We start from the raw sequence: 16,691 nt of genomic DNA, 5'->3' as shown, positions 1-16,691 counted from the left end.
ATCGAAGACCCCGACCCGTTTGGACCTATTTTGCGTTTGACAGGCCCGGGCAGATTCCCGGACCCGCACTACGACTGGTGATTCCCTTGATGGCCGCCTTGCTGTCCCTAAACCATGCCTTTGACCTCTGCGGCGACGAACTCGTCCAGAGATTCTTCTAGTACGTCATCTGGCAATGTCTTAGTAGTGACCTGTACTACAAACTACGACTGCCCGTTGATATTATCCAGACCGTACGGTTTCGTGGCGTCAACGTCGAAGCGCAGATTGAGGAGTTACGCGAGCAGATCAATGAGAGGCATTGACAGCAAATGCAGTGCGTCAAGTGACTTCAATGGGAAGATTTTCGACACGACGTTGTAGGAGCGGCCGATAGTCATCCCGTCAGTAGCCGACTGCTGGGGATTGCCCAGCATAAGCTCGTGCAGGACGCCAAGCACGCTGGCATCGCGGTCAAGCAGGGCGAAAAACCGCGCTGCAAAGCAGGCGGTTATGCCTACGCCGTACAAATCCGGCCTCATGGATAAAAATAGCAAAGCGGCGGCCCGTTTCCCCAAACCCGAGAAACGGGCCGCCGCCGTAAATCACTTCGCCGTAGGCATCGCGAACTCAGCGCCTTTCTCCGTGCTTTCCGGCCAGCGCTGCATGATCGACTTCTGCCGCGTATAGAACCGCACGCCTTCCTCACCGTACGCGTGCATGTCACCAAACAAGCTACGCTTCCACCCGCCGAACCCGTGCCATGCCATCGGCACGGGAATGGGCACATTGATCCCCACCATGCCCACTTCAATCCGCCGGCCGAACTCGCGCGCAATGTGTCCATCACGCGTATAGCAGGCAACCCCATTACCGAACTCATGCGCATTGATCAGATCAACCGCTTCAGTAAAGTCCTTCACCCGCACACACGCCAGCACCGGTCCGAAAATCTCTTCCTTGTAAATCCGCATCTCAGGCGTCACGTGATCGAACAACGTACCGCCCGTAAAGAAGCCTTCTTCGTGCCCCGGCACCTTCAAACCACGTCCATCGACGACCAGCGAAGCACCCTCTTCCACACCCAGCGCGATGTAACCTTCAATGCGCTCCAATGCCTGACGCGTGACGATCGGGCCCATTTCGGCATCCGCTTCCATACCGTTCTTCACGATCAACGTGCGTGCCCGTTCCGCCAGTCGCGGAATCAGTTTGTCGGCGACATCACCGACCAGCACGGCCACCGAAATCGCCATGCAACGCTCGCCTGCCGAACCATAACCGGCACCAACCAGTGCATCAATAGCCTGATCAATATCCGCATCCGGCATCACGACCATGTGATTCTTCGCGCCGCCAAGCGCCTGCACACGCTTACCGTGCTGCGCGCCAGTCTGATAAATGTAATTCGCGATCGGCGTTGAACCCACAAAGCTGATGGCCTTCACATCGGGATGCACGAGCAGCGCATCGACCACGACCTTGTCGCCTTGCACCACGCTGAACACGCCATCGGGCAGACCCGCTTCCTGCAACAACCCGGCCATGAACAACGACGCCGACGGATCACGCTCACTCGGCTTCAACACGAACGCATTACCCGCCGCAATAGCAACTGGGAACATCCAGCACGGCACCATGCACGGGAAGTTGAACGGCGTAATGCCTGCTACCACGCCAAGCGCCTGACGCGTCGTCCAGTTGTCGATACCTGTAGATACCTGCTCGGTGTAGTCGCCCTTCAAAAGCTGCGGAATGCCGCAAGCGAATTCGATTACATCGATACCCCGTGACACCTCGCCCTGCGCGTCGCTGAACACCTTGCCGTGCTCGGCGGTGATGATCGCAGCGAGCTCGTCACGGTGCTTGTTCATCAGCTCCAGAAAACGCAGCATGACGCGCGCGCGCCGGATGGGCGGTGTCTCACTCCAGGCCACAAATGCTTTCTTCGCGCCAGCAACGGCGGCATCCACATCGGCGACATCGCCCAGACGCAGCGTGCGTGCTGCCTGGCCGGTCGCGGGATTGAAAATCGGCTGGGTGCGCGTGCCCGTACCGGGAACACGGCGGCCCTGAATAAAGTGGCCGACGTCCGCGCGATCGCTGAAGCTTTGCATGATGTGACACCTGAATGAAATGGGAGTCTTCAGAGTGTAAGAACGTCAGACGCGTCTGCAAAGGCGCTATGATTGAAATGATTGTTTTCTATGGTGAACAATGAAGATATGGAAACGCAACGCGTCGAGGCGCTCTGGACTCATCTCTATTGGCTGACCATTCTCGCGCAGCAAGGCAGCTATACGCGCGCCGCCACGCGACTCGGCGTGAGCAAGGCAGCCATGAGCCAGCGGATTGCCGAGCTGGAGCGCGCAGCGGGAGTGTCACTGGTGCAGCGCACAACGCGCAGCGTGCGGCTGACGGAGGCGGGGCAACGTCTGGTCGATCAAACCCGCGGTCAATATGAAGGTATTGCACAAAGTTTCGCGGGCGTCCGCGATTCGGCGGGTATCGCTCGCGGCGAACTGCGCGTCACCGCCCCGGTAGCGTTCGCACGACAGCAACTCGTGCCGCATCTGTCGGCCTTTCTGCGGGCGAATCCGGAAGTACGCGTGCAGCTCGAAGTGTCGGACCGCATTAGTTCGCTTGCCAGCGAGGGCTTCGATCTCGCGATCCGCCATAGCGCCGCCGCGCCGGAAACGCACGTGGCCTGGACTCTGTGCGCGACTCACTCGGTGATCGTGGCAACGCGAGCGTACTTGCGCCGGCGCGGCACACCCGCCTCGCCACAAGACCTGGCCGCGCATGACTGCCTGTTCTATCCGCGTGCGCAAGACGTGCCCGCCTGGACATTCGAACGTGCGACGGGACGCAAGACCGCTGCCGAGCGAGTGACCGTGCCTATCAACGGTCCGTTTTCCGCGAACAATAGCGAGGCCCTGCGCGACGCCGCACTCGACGATCTCGGCATTGCGCTGCTGCCCGATTTCAGCGCGCAAGCAGCGCTGCGCGCCGGGCAGTTGATCAGGCTACTGCCAGAGTGGCAGCCCAAAGGCGGGTTCGCAGAACAACTTTATGTGGTCCGGCCTTACGCATCGCACGTGCCGCGTGCAGTGACCGCATTTGTCTCTTATCTGCGCAAGACCTTCGAAAACGGTTTCGCGGATTAACCTCCGCGCCCGAAGAGCCGTCGCACTCGCTCATCGCGCACCGGGTTAGCGGCTGATCGCCCGATTGTCGATCCATTTGACGATATCGGTATGGTAAGTGCGCGGCGCTTTCGCAACCATTCGCACCGCCAGACTCGCCAGTGTCTGTGCTTCAAGCACTTCGTTCATGCGCTTCTCGGCGTCCAGCATCACAGCGTGAATAGCGCACGTGCCGCTGGTCGCCCATTTGGGCGCGGTGTCCCCGAAGATGGCGCAGCGCGCGCGAATTTCGCGGCAATCAAAAAGCGGCTTCGGACCATCGACAGCCAGCACAACGTCAAGCACGGTGATCCGGTCAGCGGGTCGCGCGAGCGTGAATCCCCCGCGCGCGCCCTCTGTGGCGACGGTCAATCCAGCCTTATGAAGCTTCGTGAAAAGCTTGGCAACGTAATCCACCGATAACCCTTGCAGCTCGGCCAGGTCACGCACGCTCGCCTCGCCCACGCCAGCGGGCGCGTCGGTCAAATACAAAAGACAGTGCAGAGCGTATTCGACGCCCGAACTGATGTGGCTCATCTTATCTCCGACTCGATATATCCTAGTTGTGACATTCTATATATCCATCCAGTGGCGAGCAACGACAATCTATGCTCTATTCCCCTGAAAATAGATCGTCGAAGTAGGCACTTGCAAAATTCAACTACGACACATATAGTCGTAGTTAAGCGAATGACACGACTTCTCGAGTTTCGAGCATGCGCCCAACTGATCAATGAATGGAATTGAAAAATGACTGATAGCGGCAAGAGAATATTGGTAGTCGGCGCCGGTTTCGCCGGCATGTGGAGCGCGCTTGGTGCTGCTCGTCTGCTGGATATCGCAAACCAGTCTGGAGAGCGAATCGAAGTGGTCTTGGTTGCGCCCGAGCCCATGCTGCATGTCCGGCCGCGTCTTCACGAATCCAATCCGCTCGGAATGAAAGCGCCCTTGCTGCCGCTCTTTGAGGCAACCGGAATTCGTTTTATCCAGGGCAGCGTGAGCGAAATTCGTGCAGCGGCCCGCGAAGTTGAAGCCATCGGCGAGGATGGAAAAACATTCACGGTCCGATATGACAAGCTTGTGCTGGCTAGCGGAAGTTCGCTGTTTCGTCCTCCGGTGCCCGGCCTCGCTACAGCCGCGTTCAGCATCGACCAGATCGATGACGCTGCGCTTCTCGAAGCGCATCTTCACCAGCTCGCCGATCAACCCGATACGCCGGCGCGCAACACGGTGGTCGTGGTGGGCGGCGGATTTACGGGCATCGAGATAGCGACTGAGCTTCCAGCGCGCTTGCGGTCCATGTTGGGAAGCACTACGGCCGTCAATGTGATCGTGATAGAACAAGCCGATGCCGTAGGCCCGGATCTTGGCCTCGGTCCCCGGCCTCTGATTGAGCAGGCATTGACCGAACTCGGCATAACGGTGCGTCTGGGCACCGCGGTGAGCGCCATCGATTCCGATGGGATTGTTATATCGAGCGGTGAACGCATCGATGCAAAGACGGTGATCTGGACAGCGGGCATGCGCGCCAACGCGCTCACGAAAAAGCTTGACGCCGAGCGCGACCGGCTCGGGCGCTTGCATGTGGATGCGAACCTGCGTGTGTTGGGGATGCAAGACATCTTCGCCGCCGGCGATGTCGCCTTCGCCGCTACCGACGACGCCGGAAATCATGCGCTCATGTCATGCCAGCACGCGATGAACATGGGCCGGTTCGCGGGCCACAACGTGGCGGCTGATCTAGTCGGCGCAGAGCTTTTGCCTTACCGGCAGCCTGTCTATGTGACGTGTCTCGATCTTGGATCGTGGGGAGCGCTTTTTACCGAAGGCTGGGATCGTCAGATCAAGCTCGTCGGCACGGAGGCGAAGGTGCTCAAGCGGCAGATTTGCACCGAGTGGATCTATCCGCCTGCTGCCGATCGCGAAGCGGCATTCGCCGCAGCCGATCCCGCGGTCACGGTAGTTGCCTAAACCGGCAGCCAGCGTTGCTGCGCCTTTAGCACCTCATCGGCACGCAATCCCATCAACTGCTCATACAACGCTGGCGCAGTAGCGCCCTCTGTGTTCAGCAGCAGCACGTTCGACCGTTCGTCAAGCCCGAGCGCAGCGCGATCTTCCGCGCTGCTGCTCGCCTGGATAAGCCCCGCAAGACCCGCCGCGCCCGACTCCCCCGCCACAACAGGCACATCACGCTCTGCACCTGCAGCGAAGATTCGCATTGCATTGACGGCGGCATCGTCGGGAATAGTCATGAAGACATCGGCGAGAACCTGCAGGAAACGCCACGCCAGCGGCGACGCCTCTCCACACGCAAGCCCTGCCATGACCGAGTCGACAGAGCCCGTCGCGAGCGCCGCCTGTCCTTTGATCGCGCTTTGAAACAGGCAATCCGCCTGGTCCGGCTCGACAATCACGCAGCACGGCCGCCGCTCGCCGAAGTGCTCGGCGAAATAACTGACGACACCGGCCGCCAAGCCACCGACACCGCCCTGAATGAACACGTGCGTAAAAGTATGAGGACCGCCATTGTGTTGCTCGATTGCTTCGGCCGCGATCGTCCCGTATCCCTGCATCACATCGCGCGGGATGGCTTCGTAGCCCTCGTATGAAGTATCAGAGACAACACGCCAGCCATACTCTTCCGCGAGGCGCGCAGCCTCCTTCACCGACTCGTCATAGTTGCCGTCGATCTGCACGATCTGCGCGCCCAACTGTTCTATGGCGAGTCGCCGTTCATCGTTCACGTGACGATGCAGCACGATCACGCATCGGCAGCCAATACTGCGCGCAGCCGCTGCCAAGGCGCGGCCGTGGTTGCCATCGGTCGCGCTGATGACCGTGAAATCCTGCAGCAGCGCCTTGTAATGCCCGGCAGTTAGCTTCGCCGGAACGAAGTCATGCTCAGGCCAAAGGCGTCGAATCAAACGGATCAACGCAATCGGTGCACCGAGCGCCTTGAAGCTGCCAAGCGGGGAACGATGGCCTTCGTCCTTCACGCTGATCGATCCAACCCCTAGCCGGGCAGCGAGATCCGGCAGATCCCACAACGGTGTGGGGCCGGCGTTCAATCCATCCCACGTCGATAACCACGCGCGGCTTTCATCGGCGGCTTGAATGTTCAGGATCTCGCGAAGCGATTCGTCGTAACGACCCCGGCGCGCACTGGCGTTATGTTGCAGCATCAAATTTTCCTCTGGTTCTGGTTATCGTTATGGCTATGGACGAGCGGCAGTTTCGTGCGCACGATCTCGGCTAGATAACGCGCGCCAATCGGCAAGACAGCGTCGTTGAAATCGTATCGGGCGTTGTGAAGTGGCGTCGCACCCGGCTCGCCATCAGCGCCGTTACCGATGAACGCGAAGTTGCCGGGCACCACTTGGAGGAACGCGCCAAAGTCTTCCGAAATCATCATCGGGGCCACGTTGCCGTCCACGTTCGCCACTCCTACAGTTACTGTCGCGGCCGTAATCGCCGTTGGAACGCACTCTGGCGTGTTCACGGTGGGCACAAACTCATGCGTGTATTCGAACGAACATTCAGCGCCGTGCGCCGCGCAAATACCCTCGCTGATGCTGCGCATCCGGCTCTCGAGCAACCGCTGCACGTCAGGCGTATAGCTGCGTGTATCGCCTTTGATGATTACCTGTCCGGGAATTGCGTTGCGAATGCCATCGGTAAACAGTTCCGTGCAGGAGATCACCGCGGGCACACCGGGATCGACACTCCTCGATACAACCGTCTGCAAAGCCAGCACAACCTCTGCAGCAATCACAATGGGATCAATGGTCATATGCGGTCGCGCCGCGTGGCCGCCACGTCCATTGATACGGATAACGAAGTTATCCTCACTCGCCATGATGCCACCGGCCCGCGTTGCAATGGCTCCGGCTCGCAAGCCTGGAATGTTGTGAACACCGTAGATTTCATCGACGGGGAACCGCTCGAACAGTTTGTCGGCGATCATCGCCTTCGCGCCCTTGCCGTGTTCCTCGGCGGGCTGGAAGATGAAACGCACGGTCCCGTTGAAATCGCGCCGCTCGCATAACAGCTTTGCCGCGCCGAGCACCATGCTCATGTGCCCATCGTGGCCGCACGCGTGGGACTTGCCGGTGCGGACGGACGCGTGGCTACGCTCCGGTGCTTGCTCATGAATGTTGAGCGCATCCATCTCCGCGCGCAAACCAATCACACCGTGACCATCGCCACAGGACAGGCTCGCGACAAATCCCGTTCCGCCGATACCCCGCGTCACCTCAAGCCCGAAGCCCTCAAGCACCTCCGCCGCGAAGGCGCTCGTCTCATGTTCCTCAAAACCGGTCTCGGGCGCGCGATGAAAACGGTGTCGCCACTGCGTCAATTGACGATCGAAGTCCAACGCCGCGCTGCTTGTGTCCATCGTGTTTCTCCCGGTGTCCGTTCGATTCCTGCTGTGCTCAAGTATAGGAACCGTCGGCTGAGAAAAAATCTCATTTAGATGCCAATGACCGATAATTCCGTTCTATTTCCAGCCCTTTCTGGCTCTTAAGCTCAACGAACGCCGCATTCATCCCAGGACACCCCATGGCACTCGACCGGCTGGACGTTCGAATCCTCAACCTCCTGCAAGAAAACGCGGCTACGCCGCTTCGCGTGCTCGCCACCGAGGCCAATGCGTCGGTCGCGACCTGTCAGCGCCGGATCGCGCAGTTGCGAGCCGACGGCGTGTTGCTAAAGGAGGTTGCAATTGTCGATCGCATGCGGGTCGGCAAGCCGCTGACCGTGTTTGTATCGGTGGAACTGGACAAGCAGAACGACTCGCTATTACGCGCGTTCGAGCGCCGCATGATGGCGGAAGGCGATGTGATGGCCTGCTACGAAGTATCGGGAGAGTTCGACTTTCTGTTGATCGTGAACTCGGCGTCCATGGAGCGGTATCACGCGTTCACGCGCCGGTTGTTTTCGTCGAACAACAACGTGCGCAACTTCAAGAGCAACTTCGCGATGAACTGCTCGAAGTTCGAGACGAAGATTCAGATCGATGAGCCGGAAGAGCCGGACAGCGGATCGGCTTGAGCGTTGCTTCGCCGACGCCGCCGGTCATCAAGTCTTAAGCGTAGTTCAACCCTTCGCCGTTCGCGTCAAGGCTGCGACAAGCCCTGGACAAACGCCGCGATGCGATCGCAAGCCTGCGCGAGCCGCGTTTCATCGACCACAAAACCCAGCCTCACGTAACCGTTCGCCGTCTCGCCGAACGCGCTGGCATCGAGTAGCGAAACGCCTTGCGCGCGGAATAACTGCCAACTGAAATCATAGGCATCCAGGCCCGTTCCGGTCACGTCCACCATCATGAACATGCCCGCTTCGGGCAACAGGCAATGCAAGCCTGGCACACTACGAAGACGATTGAACACAACGTCGCGCCGCCGCCGGTAGATCTCACGCATGTCCGCCACGATCTGCGCCCGGTTCTCGAGTGCAGTCAACGCTGCTTCCTGAATGAAGCCCGGCAGGCCGTAGAGCATGCAAAGCGCAAGCCGTCCGAGATGTTCGATCAGCGTCTTCGGTCCGATCACCCAGCCCACGCGCCAACCGGGCATGGCATGCGACTTGGACAAGCTGCCGAGCGTAACAGTGCGCTCGGCCATACCGTCCAGCGAAGCAATACTCACGTGCTCGCGCTCAAAGGTCAGGTCCGCATAAACCTCGTCGGAGACGATCCAGAGATCATACTTGCGAGCCAGTTCGGCGATGCGTTCAAGATCTTCACGGGGCATTACCACGCCGGTCGGGTTGCATGGCGTGGCGAAGAAGATTGCCTTGGTGCGAGGGGTGATGGCTGCCTCGAGCGCCGCGCAGTCCAGATGAAATGCTCTCGCGGGATCAACGGCCACGGGCACCAGCGTGGCGCCCGACGCCCGGACGCTGGCCTCGTAGGTCAGGTACATCGGCTCGGGCACGATGATCTCGTCGCCCGCTTCGCAGAGGCACAAGGACGTTGCGAAGAGCCCGTTCTGCGCGCCCGCGACCACGATCACATTGCTCGCATCAACGCTCGTGCCAGTCTGGCGCGAGTGATCCCGCGCAATAGCTGAGCGCAACGGCTCGCGGCCGATCACTTCCGCGTAATGCGTGTCGCCGGCCCGAAGCGCTGCCACCGCACGATCGACGATTACTTCAGGTGTAGCGAAGTCGGGATCGCCAACGCTCAGGACGATGACGTCCTCGCCTTTCTGCAAAGCCTGCTGCGCAGCGTGATGGATTTCCCATGCAGCCGTGCGCTTGCCTTGCAGGCGCTCGACGAGGTTCGAATACTTCATGCGGCCACTCCTTCAAGCGTGACGAACGATCCGGCACGCGATGATTTTTGTTTCGATCGCTTCGATTATAAAGTCCGCCGGAACGCGAACGTCAAGCGCCTGCGTTAGCGTCAGCGCCCTTTCGCCCTCTCACCAGCAGCCTGCGCGCCAAGATTCGCCGCGAGATAACTCAGCAATGCCTGGATCCGCAGTGAACGCCCCTTGCGCGTAGGCACGAGTGCGATGACCGGCGCGCTGCCGAAATCCCAATCGCTCAGGAGCCTCACCAGCTTGCCCGCCGCGACCGCATCCGCCACATCCCATTGCGAGCGCAGCACGAGCCCCAGCCCTTCTTCCGCCCAACGGCGTGCGACGCTGCCGTCGTTCGTGGTGAAGGCCGGGGTAACGCGCAGCGTGGTTGGCGACGACGGTTTCCTGCCCGCGTCCGACTTTCGCCGGCGCACCCGCCAGAGCGTCACATCCTCATCGTTTTCGCGGATGCAGATGCAGTCGTGTTCGAGAATCTCACGTGGTTCGCGCGGATAACCACGGGCTGCGATATAACCCGGACTCGCGCACAACCAGCGCTCGTTCGCGAGCAACGGCCGGGCGCTCCAGGACGAGTCGCGGACGGTGCCAATCTGGATCACGATATCGGCGGCATGGCTGTGGGGCCAGGGCGTTTCGAGCAGGTCGAGTTGCAGGCGAATGCCCGGGTTCGCGCGGGCAAACCGCGCCAGCAACGGCGCAATATGCACGCGGCCAAAACCGAACGGCGCGGCAACCCGAATATGCCCGGCGAGTTGCGCGGTCTGTTCGCGGAACGTGTCAGGCAGTGCCTCGATAGCGCTCAGCAACCCTTGCGCTTCGCGCGCCAGTCTTGCGCCGTCCGCCGTCAACGACATATGCCGTGCATCGCGGGTAGCGAGCGTTACGCCCAGCGCCTTTTCGAGTTTCTTGAGCCGCATGGAGAGCGCGGACGGCGTGACGTTCAGGACGCGCGCCGCCGCGCTCAAGGATTCCGAGCGCGCGAGCATTGTTACAAGCCGCAGGTCAGCGAGTTCCATCGTTCAATTTTGCTTAATGATAGATGTCACTGAATTTAAACACAGCTTAGGGTTTCGTCAGTAAAGTTGCTTCCATCATGCCAAATCAATCTACCTCAACTTATCCGAAAGCGGTGCTGTTCGACCTGCTGACCGCCCTCCTCGATTCATGGAGCCTTTGGAATCGTGCAGCCGGCAGTGAAGCCGCTGGCCGCGCGTGGCGCGCGGAATACTTGCGCCTGACCTACGGCTGCGGCGCTTACGTTCCCTATGAAGAACTCGTACGCCAGGCCGCAGTGCAGGTGGGCTTGCGTGAGTCAGCCGCACGCGTGCTGGAAGCGCAATGGCTGCAACTCGCGCCCTGGAGCGGCACGCAAGAGGTGCTGCGCAGGCTCGCACCGCATTGCCGGCTGGCGATCGTGACAAATTGCTCAGAGCGTCTCGGCGAGCAGGCCGCCGGCTTGTTCGATATCGACTGGGACGTGATCGTGACCGCCGAAAGCGCAGGCTTTTACAAACCCGACCCTCGGCCGTATCAGATGGCGCTCGACCGTCTGAAGGTTGACGCGAAAGACGCAGCGTTCGTCGCCGGTTCGAGCTACGACATGTTTGGCACGGCCGTGACCGGTTTGCGCACTTACTGGCATAACCGCGTGGGACTCGAGCTCGTGGAAGGCGCGCAAGCGCCCGAACTCGAAGCACCCACGCTCGACGCGTTGCTGCCTTGGCTGCGCGGCTTTAATTTATTGAAGGGAACGTCCACGTCATGACTCTCGATCAGATCGAAACCCCTGCCGCGTTGATCGACCGGCCGCGCATGGAGCGCAACATCGCTCGCATGCAGAGCCGGATGAACACGCTCGGTGTCGCGTTCCGTCCGCATGTGAAGACGGCGAAGTGTGTGGAAGTCGCGCGGGCGCAGCGCGATGCGGGTGCGCGAGGCATTACGGTGTCGACGCTCAAGGAAGCCGAGCAGTTCTTCGCGGCGGGCTTCAGCGACATCCTGTACGCGGTGGGTATTGTTGCATCGAAGCTGCCTCGCGCGCTGGCGTTACGGCGCGCGGGATGCGATCTCAAACTGATTGTCGACAACCTGGAGGCAGCGCTTGCTGTTGCCGAGTTCGGCCGCGCTCATGGCGAAACTTTTGAGGTGTGGATCGAAATAGATACCGACGGTCATCGTTCCGGTGTCCAGCCCGATGAACCTCGATTGCTCGATATCGGGCGGACGCTGCACGGCGATGGAGCACATGGCGCGCGTCTTGGTGGTGTGATGACCCATGCCGGGTCAAGCTACGATCTCAACACGCCCGACGCGCTTGCTGCGCTGGCGGAACAGGAACGCGCGGGTTGCGTGCGCGCCGCCGGGCGCTTGCGCGATGCCGGTCTGCCGTGCGACGAGGTGAGCGTTGGCTCCACGCCGACCGCGCTGGCGGCGCAGCATCTTGAAGGCGTCACGGAAGTGCGCGCTGGCGTGTATGTGTTCTTCGATCTCGTCATGCGCAATGTTGGCGTTTGCACGACAGGCGATCTGGCGCTCAGCGTATTGACGACGGTCATCGGTCATCAGGTGGACAAGGGCTGGGCTATCCTCGATGCCGGCTGGATGGCGATGAGCCGCGATCGCGGCACCGCGAAGCAGACGCATGACTATGGTTACGGGCAGGCTTGCACACTCGATGGCAAACCGCTGGAGGGTTATATGCTCACGGGCGCGAACCAGGAGCATGGCATTCTCGCGAACGTGGATCATCCCGATAGGGACATCTCGGTCCATCTGCCGGTTGGTACGCGGTTGTTGATCTTGCCGAATCATGCATGCGCGACCGGTGCGCAATTTCCCGCTTATCACGCGCGCTCGGAGGATGGCGAGGTGGTCGTGTGGGAGCGGTTTTATGGGTGGTAGGTCCGCGGTGCTAACCGGAAGAACCTCGGCTCACTGTGAAACCTCCCCCGGCGCACTCCCTACAAACTCGGCCTGAATCGCCACATGCACGTCGTCGCCCACGGCCGGATACCACGTCGATAAACCGAACTGCGCGCGGCTGAAATGCCCATCGGCGGAAAAGCCCAGCGTCTGTTGTTTGGTCAGCGGATTCGGCGCATGCCCGTTAAAAGTGACCGCAAGCATAACCGGCCGAGTCGTGCCGCGAATGGTCAGGTCGCCAGTGAGTTCGCCCTGGTTGTCTGCCGTGCGCTTGAACGCCGTGCTCACAAAATGGATAGTCGGCGAACGCTCGACATCCAGCATATCCGGACCCTTGACCATCTTGTCTAGGATCGGGACGTTGGTGTCGAGACTCGTTGCATCGATATCCACCGCCACTGTGCTGCGATCCATGCCACCCGTCTCCCAGTTCAACTGCGCTGTGGTCTTGTCGAAGCGCATGACGAAGCGCGAATACTTGAAGTGATCGACATCGAAACTGACGTTCCAGTGATGCGGGTCAAGTTGATATCGGCCTACAGGAACACTTGCTTCGTCAGGCGACACCGAATGCGTCACCACGCTCAGCGCCGTGCAAGCCGATATCGACAAGGCGAACACAGTCAGCAAACCCGCACGAAGCATGCGAAAGCGGGACAGAAATCTGGAGTCGTGCATGATTGTCCTTTGAAAAGGTCGACGCCTGTGGCGAAAGCCATCCCGCCCGCATGTGCTACTTGTAGAAAATGTAATTAGCGATGTAAGGCGAGCTGCCAATCTCATGTTCGGTCGAACACGGCGCGGCCGGCATCACGCCGCCCACGGTGTTCACGCGCTGAACATAACGAATAGCAGACAGCATGCCGCTCCCCGCAGTGCTGCGCGTTTCGAGCAATAACTGCGGCACGCTCGCAGCCGTTTCGCTCGGCGTTTGCGCAATCACGTGACCGACAATCCGGCTGCCGTCGTCCGCCTCCCACGATGGCCCCGCAGAGTGCCGGATCAACGCCTGGCCGCTTGTATCGTAGAGCGTTGCCTGCGGGTTCTTGAACACCCAACCCAAGTGGTGCTGCGCATCGTATTCGCATGAATACACTTGCACACCGGAAGCGGTCGTCGTCACGACGCGTTCCGCCTGAGGAGGATCAATAGAGGACGCTGCGGACGCGGCAGTGCTTGCAACGCAGACGGCTATCGCAGCCGTCACCCGGCTCGCGCGGTCGAAAGAATTGAACATGAAACTCCTGCTTGAATGGAATGGCTGACGATAGAGTGAGCGCCCGGATTATCCTCTCGCGGCCACGCCGCGTGCATAACGCCCCCGTCCTGCTCAGACGCGGCTCAGACCCGGTCCAGATTAGCCGACGCAAACGCCCAGTTCAAATGCTGCGACACGGTAGCAACAAGATAGTCGGGACGCCGGTTCTGATAGTCCAGATAATACGCATGCTCCCACACATCGACCGTCAACAACGGCGCGAGGCCCCGCGTGAACGGCGTTTCCGCGTTGCTCGTCTTGACGACCGCGAGCTCACCCTGGTCGAGTACCAGCCAGCCCCAGCCGCCGCCGAACTGCGATGCTGAAGTGGTCACCAATGCCTTCGTCAACGCCTCGGTCGAACCAAACTTGCGCACAATCGCCGCCTGGAGTTTTTCACTCGGCTGGGTGGTAGCCGGGCTCAGCGAGTTCCAGTAAAAGTTGTGATTCCAGGCTTGCGCGGCGTTGTTGAAGACATCGGCAAGAGCGGGTTGATCGTGCGACCGCATGATCACTTGTTCAAGCGATGCCTGCGCCAGCGGCGTACCGGCCAGCAGCTTGTGCAGGTTATCGAAATACGCGCGGTGGTGCTTGCCGTAATGGAACCCGATGGTGCGCGCCGAGATCACCGGCTCAAGCGCGTTTTCCGCATAAGGCAGCGGCGGCAGCGTTTGCGGCGATGAACCCAGGTAAGCGGGCACAATGCTGAGTGTCGCTTTGGCATCGGCGGGAGATTGAGCCGATGTGTCTTGTATTGAGGCACCGAATGCGAACTTCGAGAGCGCGACGCCAGCCGACGCCAATGTTCCGCTTGCAATCAGGCGACGACGGGAAATGAGCGAGTTGAGCATGATGAAACCCGTAAGTGTGGAGTGATTGCAGCCATTACCGGTTCTCCGGTCTGTCTCGGCTGCACTTTCACAACACCTCACCTTCGGTGTCTATTCCATCGACTGCTCACGTTATTGACGCCCTCCCGGAACAAGCTGAAGAGCGGGACAGCGTTTGGGTCCAGCGGGTGCTTCCGGGGTCGGTGCAGATTTCTTGGTCATCAATGAATGGCCTGATCGGCACGTACCGAACGGGCCGTTATGTCCCCACGACAGTAGCCGCGAACGAAACGCTCCGCATCAGAGGCGTCCCGTCCACGCATTCACCCGTTCAACCCTCGCGAAACAGGAAGCTATAAGCGTTCAACGCCGGCACGCCGCCAAGATGCGCATACAGCACCTTCGAGCCTTCCGGGAACTCACCGCGCTTCACCTTATCGATCATGCCGTGCATCGACTTGCCTTCGTACACGGGATCGGTCAACACGCCTTCCAGTTTCGCGCACAGGCGGATAGCCTCAAGCGTGCCTTCGTTCGGCAAGCCGTATTCGGGACCGCCATACCGTTCATCGAGCACGATATCGCTCAACGTGATGTCACGTCCCAGCTCTACTTGCTCAGCCGTTTGCCGCGCGATCCGGTGGATCTGCTCACGGGTTTTTTCAGGCTTGGCCGATGCATCAATACCTATCACCCGATCCGCGCGTCCATCTGCTGCGAAGCCTACGACCATGCCCGCCTGCGTGCTGCCCGTGACCGAACACACCACCACGTAGTCGAACTTGAAACCAAGCTCCGCTTCCTGCTGGCGCACTTCTTCCGCAAAACCCACGAAGCCCAGGCCACCTAGCGGATGGTCCGAACAACCGGCGGGAATCGCGTAAGGCTTGCCGCCCGCCTTCCGGACATCTTCCAATGCATCTTCCCAGCTCTTGCGAAAGCCGATGTCGAAACCGTCCGCAACCAGGCGCACGTCCGCGCCCATGATCCGCGACATCTGGATATTGCCAACGCGGTCATACACCGCGTCCGAGTAGTTCACCCAGTTTTCCTGCACCAGCACGCATTTCATGCCGAGGTGAGCCGCAACGGCCGCAACCTGACGCGTCTGGTTCGACTGAATCCCACCGATGGAGACCAGCGTGTCGCAGCCTTGTGCGATCGCTTCGGGGATCAGGTATTCGAGCTTGCGGGTTTTATTGCCGCCGAATGCGAGGCCGCTGTTGCAGTCTTCGCGCTTGGCATAGAGCTCGACCTTGCCGCCAAGATGTTCAGACAGCCGTGCGAGCGGCTGGATCGGTGTCGGTCCGAAAGTGAGCGCGTGACGGGGAAATTTCTTGAGGTTCATGTGTCGCTCCGATGATCAGCCAAGTCGTCGCATTAATTTGCGTCGATGAGAAGTATGGTAAAAAACTTTGGCTGAAGCAGGGTTGCGAATAAATTGTCATTTATTTAATTCCTAATGATTGAATGGCCAACCGGCGTAATTAACGTGTGGAGGAATAGCTATGAGCGCAACAAAAGTTCGTGCTGGATCGCGAGAAAGCGATCAGTCGGGCACCGAGCTGGACCGCGTCGACCGCGCAATCCTCAGGCTGCTTCAGCGCGACGCCTCTATTTCCAATGTTGCGCTTGCGGCCAAGGTGAACCTGAGCGCGCCAGCGTGTTTACGTCGCGTAGAACGGCTTAAACAAGCGGGCCTGATTCGGGGGACGGTCGCATTGCTGGACCCGAAGAAGCTCAACGCGGGCATGCTGATGATCATCGGCGTGGTGCTGGATCGCTCCACGCCCGAGTCTTTCGCCGCGTTCGAGAAAGCCGCGCAAAAGGTCTCGGGATGCATGGAGTGCCACATTGTGACGGGTGAGTTCGACTGCTTCATGCTGGTACGCACGCGCGACAGCGAGAGCTTCAACCGCCTGCATGCCGAGCAGTTGTTGTACTTGCCCGGTGTGCGCCAGGTCAGGACCTTCATGGTCCTGAAGGAAATCCTGTCAACAACCAGTTTCCCTATCTAGTGTTTCCGCGCCGGCCGGCCGGGCGCACGGCGCACGCACGGAACCATTGCCAAGCTGCAGAATAATGACTATGTTTTGCGGGGCAACAAACCACGCTTCAAGGTTCGGCCATGCCGATCCGACAGATCATCGTGCCAACGGCCTGAGCCCCATGCCGTTGGCCAACAAACCGG

Annotated in this window: 16 protein-coding genes; 6 read left to right on the top strand and 10 right to left on the bottom strand. The window is 60.0% G+C overall.

Features of this window, described 5'->3' with window-relative positions:
* Positions 1-584 precede the first annotated feature (584 nt).
* Positions 585-2,096: a CoA-acylating methylmalonate-semialdehyde dehydrogenase gene (locus SBC1_RS23290; protein WP_165095332.1), complete on the bottom strand. Its 1,512-nt coding sequence runs from the start codon at positions 2,094-2,096 to the stop codon at positions 585-587.
* Positions 2,097-2,204: 108 nt separating this feature from the next.
* Between SBC1_RS23290 and SBC1_RS23285 the strand changes: the two genes are divergently transcribed.
* A complete protein-coding gene (locus tag SBC1_RS23285) occupies positions 2,205-3,146 on the top strand; it encodes a LysR family transcriptional regulator (protein ID WP_165101301.1) in 942 nt (313 codons plus the stop codon).
* A gap of 45 nt (positions 3,147-3,191) precedes the next feature.
* Here SBC1_RS23285 and SBC1_RS23280 read toward each other — a convergent pair whose 3' ends face one another.
* Positions 3,192-3,701, bottom strand: coding sequence for an Rrf2 family transcriptional regulator (locus SBC1_RS23280; protein WP_165095335.1), 510 nt, complete (start codon positions 3,699-3,701; stop codon positions 3,192-3,194).
* 213 nt (positions 3,702-3,914) lie between these two features.
* On the opposite strand from SBC1_RS23280, the gene SBC1_RS23275 reads away from it, so the two are divergent.
* On the top strand, positions 3,915-5,135 hold the full coding sequence (locus tag SBC1_RS23275; RefSeq protein WP_165095338.1) for an NAD(P)/FAD-dependent oxidoreductase: 1,221 nt from the start codon (positions 3,915-3,917) through the stop codon (positions 5,133-5,135).
* Here the strand turns inward: SBC1_RS23275 and SBC1_RS23270 are convergent.
* Both SBC1_RS23270 and SBC1_RS23265 read right to left on the bottom strand, forming a co-directional pair.
* Complete coding sequence (locus SBC1_RS23270; protein ID WP_165095343.1) at positions 5,132-6,346, bottom strand: diaminopropionate ammonia-lyase; 1,215 nt, start codon at positions 6,344-6,346, stop codon at positions 5,132-5,134. The genes SBC1_RS23275 and SBC1_RS23270 overlap by 4 nt on opposite strands.
* Entirely contained in the window at positions 6,346-7,560 is a 1,215-nt protein-coding gene (locus SBC1_RS23265) for a M20 aminoacylase family protein (RefSeq protein ID WP_165095346.1), read from the bottom strand. Before SBC1_RS23265 ends, SBC1_RS23270 begins: the two co-directional genes overlap by 1 nt.
* A gap of 164 nt (positions 7,561-7,724) precedes the next feature.
* On the opposite strand from SBC1_RS23265, the gene SBC1_RS23260 reads away from it, so the two are divergent.
* Positions 7,725-8,216 (top strand): Lrp/AsnC family transcriptional regulator, encoded by a 492-nt coding sequence (locus tag SBC1_RS23260; RefSeq protein WP_165095349.1) that lies wholly within the window; start codon positions 7,725-7,727, stop codon positions 8,214-8,216.
* Positions 8,217-8,281: 65 nt separating this feature from the next.
* On the opposite strand, the gene SBC1_RS23255 is transcribed toward SBC1_RS23260, so the two are convergent.
* Positions 8,282-9,460 (bottom strand): pyridoxal phosphate-dependent aminotransferase, encoded by a 1,179-nt coding sequence (locus tag SBC1_RS23255; RefSeq protein WP_165095354.1) that lies wholly within the window; start codon positions 9,458-9,460, stop codon positions 8,282-8,284.
* A 110-nt stretch (positions 9,461-9,570) separates the two neighbouring features.
* Positions 9,571-10,506, bottom strand: coding sequence for a LysR family transcriptional regulator (locus SBC1_RS23250; RefSeq protein WP_165095357.1), 936 nt, complete (start codon positions 10,504-10,506; stop codon positions 9,571-9,573).
* Between the two features lie 77 nt (positions 10,507-10,583).
* Here SBC1_RS23250 and SBC1_RS23245 point away from each other — a divergent pair, with 77 nt between their 5' ends.
* Positions 10,584-11,255, top strand: coding sequence for an HAD-IA family hydrolase (locus SBC1_RS23245; protein WP_165095360.1), 672 nt, complete (start codon positions 10,584-10,586; stop codon positions 11,253-11,255).
* Positions 11,252-12,391 (top strand): DSD1 family PLP-dependent enzyme, encoded by a 1,140-nt coding sequence (locus SBC1_RS23240; RefSeq protein WP_165095363.1) that lies wholly within the window; start codon positions 11,252-11,254, stop codon positions 12,389-12,391. Before SBC1_RS23245 ends, SBC1_RS23240 begins: the two co-directional genes overlap by 4 nt.
* Positions 12,392-12,421: 30 nt before the next feature.
* On the opposite strand, the gene SBC1_RS23235 is transcribed toward SBC1_RS23240, so the two are convergent.
* The 4 genes from SBC1_RS23235 to SBC1_RS23220 form a co-directional block, all read right to left on the bottom strand.
* On the bottom strand, positions 12,422-13,090 hold the full coding sequence (locus SBC1_RS23235; RefSeq protein WP_370469652.1) for a YceI family protein: 669 nt from the start codon (positions 13,088-13,090) through the stop codon (positions 12,422-12,424).
* Positions 13,091-13,145: 55 nt separating this feature from the next.
* Positions 13,146-13,649 (bottom strand): DUF3455 domain-containing protein, encoded by a 504-nt coding sequence (locus SBC1_RS23230; RefSeq protein ID WP_165095366.1) that lies wholly within the window; start codon positions 13,647-13,649, stop codon positions 13,146-13,148.
* 104 nt (positions 13,650-13,753) lie between these two features.
* Complete coding sequence (locus SBC1_RS23225) at positions 13,754-14,521, bottom strand: superoxide dismutase (RefSeq protein WP_165095369.1); 768 nt, start codon at positions 14,519-14,521, stop codon at positions 13,754-13,756.
* Between the two features lie 310 nt (positions 14,522-14,831).
* Complete coding sequence (locus tag SBC1_RS23220) at positions 14,832-15,848, bottom strand: 1-aminocyclopropane-1-carboxylate deaminase (protein ID WP_165095373.1); 1,017 nt, start codon at positions 15,846-15,848, stop codon at positions 14,832-14,834.
* Positions 15,849-16,008: 160 nt separating this feature from the next.
* Here SBC1_RS23220 and SBC1_RS23215 point away from each other — a divergent pair, with 160 nt between their 5' ends.
* The gene (locus tag SBC1_RS23215; RefSeq protein WP_165095377.1) at positions 16,009-16,518 is read left to right on the top strand and encodes an Lrp/AsnC family transcriptional regulator; all 510 of its coding nucleotides are present in this window, start codon (positions 16,009-16,011) and stop codon (positions 16,516-16,518) included.
* Positions 16,519-16,691: the final 173 nt, after the last annotated feature.

Source organism: Caballeronia sp. SBC1, assembly GCF_011493005.1.
Lineage (GTDB): Bacteria > Pseudomonadota > Gammaproteobacteria > Burkholderiales > Burkholderiaceae > Caballeronia.
This window is presented reverse-complemented; position numbering and strand designations above follow the sequence as displayed.

Bases quoted from the DNA above. Each gene is read 5' to 3' on its own strand.
- SBC1_RS23290 (WP_165095332.1), bottom strand. From the start codon at position 2,096: ATGCAAAGCTTCAGCGATCGCGCGGACGTCGGCCACTTTATTCAGGGC.
- SBC1_RS23285 (WP_165101301.1), top strand. From the start codon at position 2,205: ATGGAAACGCAACGCGTCGAGGCGCTCTGGACTCATCTCTATTGGCTG.
- SBC1_RS23280 (WP_165095335.1), bottom strand. From the start codon at position 3,701: ATGAGCCACATCAGTTCGGGCGTCGAATACGCTCTGCACTGTCTTTTG.
- SBC1_RS23275 (WP_165095338.1), top strand. From the start codon at position 3,915: ATGACTGATAGCGGCAAGAGAATATTGGTAGTCGGCGCCGGTTTCGCC.
- SBC1_RS23270 (WP_165095343.1), bottom strand. From the start codon at position 6,346: ATGCTGCAACATAACGCCAGTGCGCGCCGGGGTCGTTACGACGAATCG.
- SBC1_RS23265 (WP_165095346.1), bottom strand. From the start codon at position 7,560: ATGGACACAAGCAGCGCGGCGTTGGACTTCGATCGTCAATTGACGCAG.
- SBC1_RS23260 (WP_165095349.1), top strand. From the start codon at position 7,725: ATGGCACTCGACCGGCTGGACGTTCGAATCCTCAACCTCCTGCAAGAA.
- SBC1_RS23255 (WP_165095354.1), bottom strand. From the start codon at position 9,460: ATGAAGTATTCGAACCTCGTCGAGCGCCTGCAAGGCAAGCGCACGGCT.
- SBC1_RS23250 (WP_165095357.1), bottom strand. From the start codon at position 10,506: ATGGAACTCGCTGACCTGCGGCTTGTAACAATGCTCGCGCGCTCGGAA.
- SBC1_RS23245 (WP_165095360.1), top strand. From the start codon at position 10,584: ATGCCAAATCAATCTACCTCAACTTATCCGAAAGCGGTGCTGTTCGAC.
- SBC1_RS23240 (WP_165095363.1), top strand. From the start codon at position 11,252: ATGACTCTCGATCAGATCGAAACCCCTGCCGCGTTGATCGACCGGCCG.
- SBC1_RS23235 (WP_370469652.1), bottom strand. From the start codon at position 13,090: ATGCACGACTCCAGATTTCTGTCCCGCTTTCGCATGCTTCGTGCGGGT.
- SBC1_RS23230 (WP_165095366.1), bottom strand. From the start codon at position 13,649: ATGTTCAATTCTTTCGACCGCGCGAGCCGGGTGACGGCTGCGATAGCC.
- SBC1_RS23225 (WP_165095369.1), bottom strand. From the start codon at position 14,521: ATGCTCAACTCGCTCATTTCCCGTCGTCGCCTGATTGCAAGCGGAACA.
- SBC1_RS23220 (WP_165095373.1), bottom strand. From the start codon at position 15,848: ATGAACCTCAAGAAATTTCCCCGTCACGCGCTCACTTTCGGACCGACA.
- SBC1_RS23215 (WP_165095377.1), top strand. From the start codon at position 16,009: ATGAGCGCAACAAAAGTTCGTGCTGGATCGCGAGAAAGCGATCAGTCG.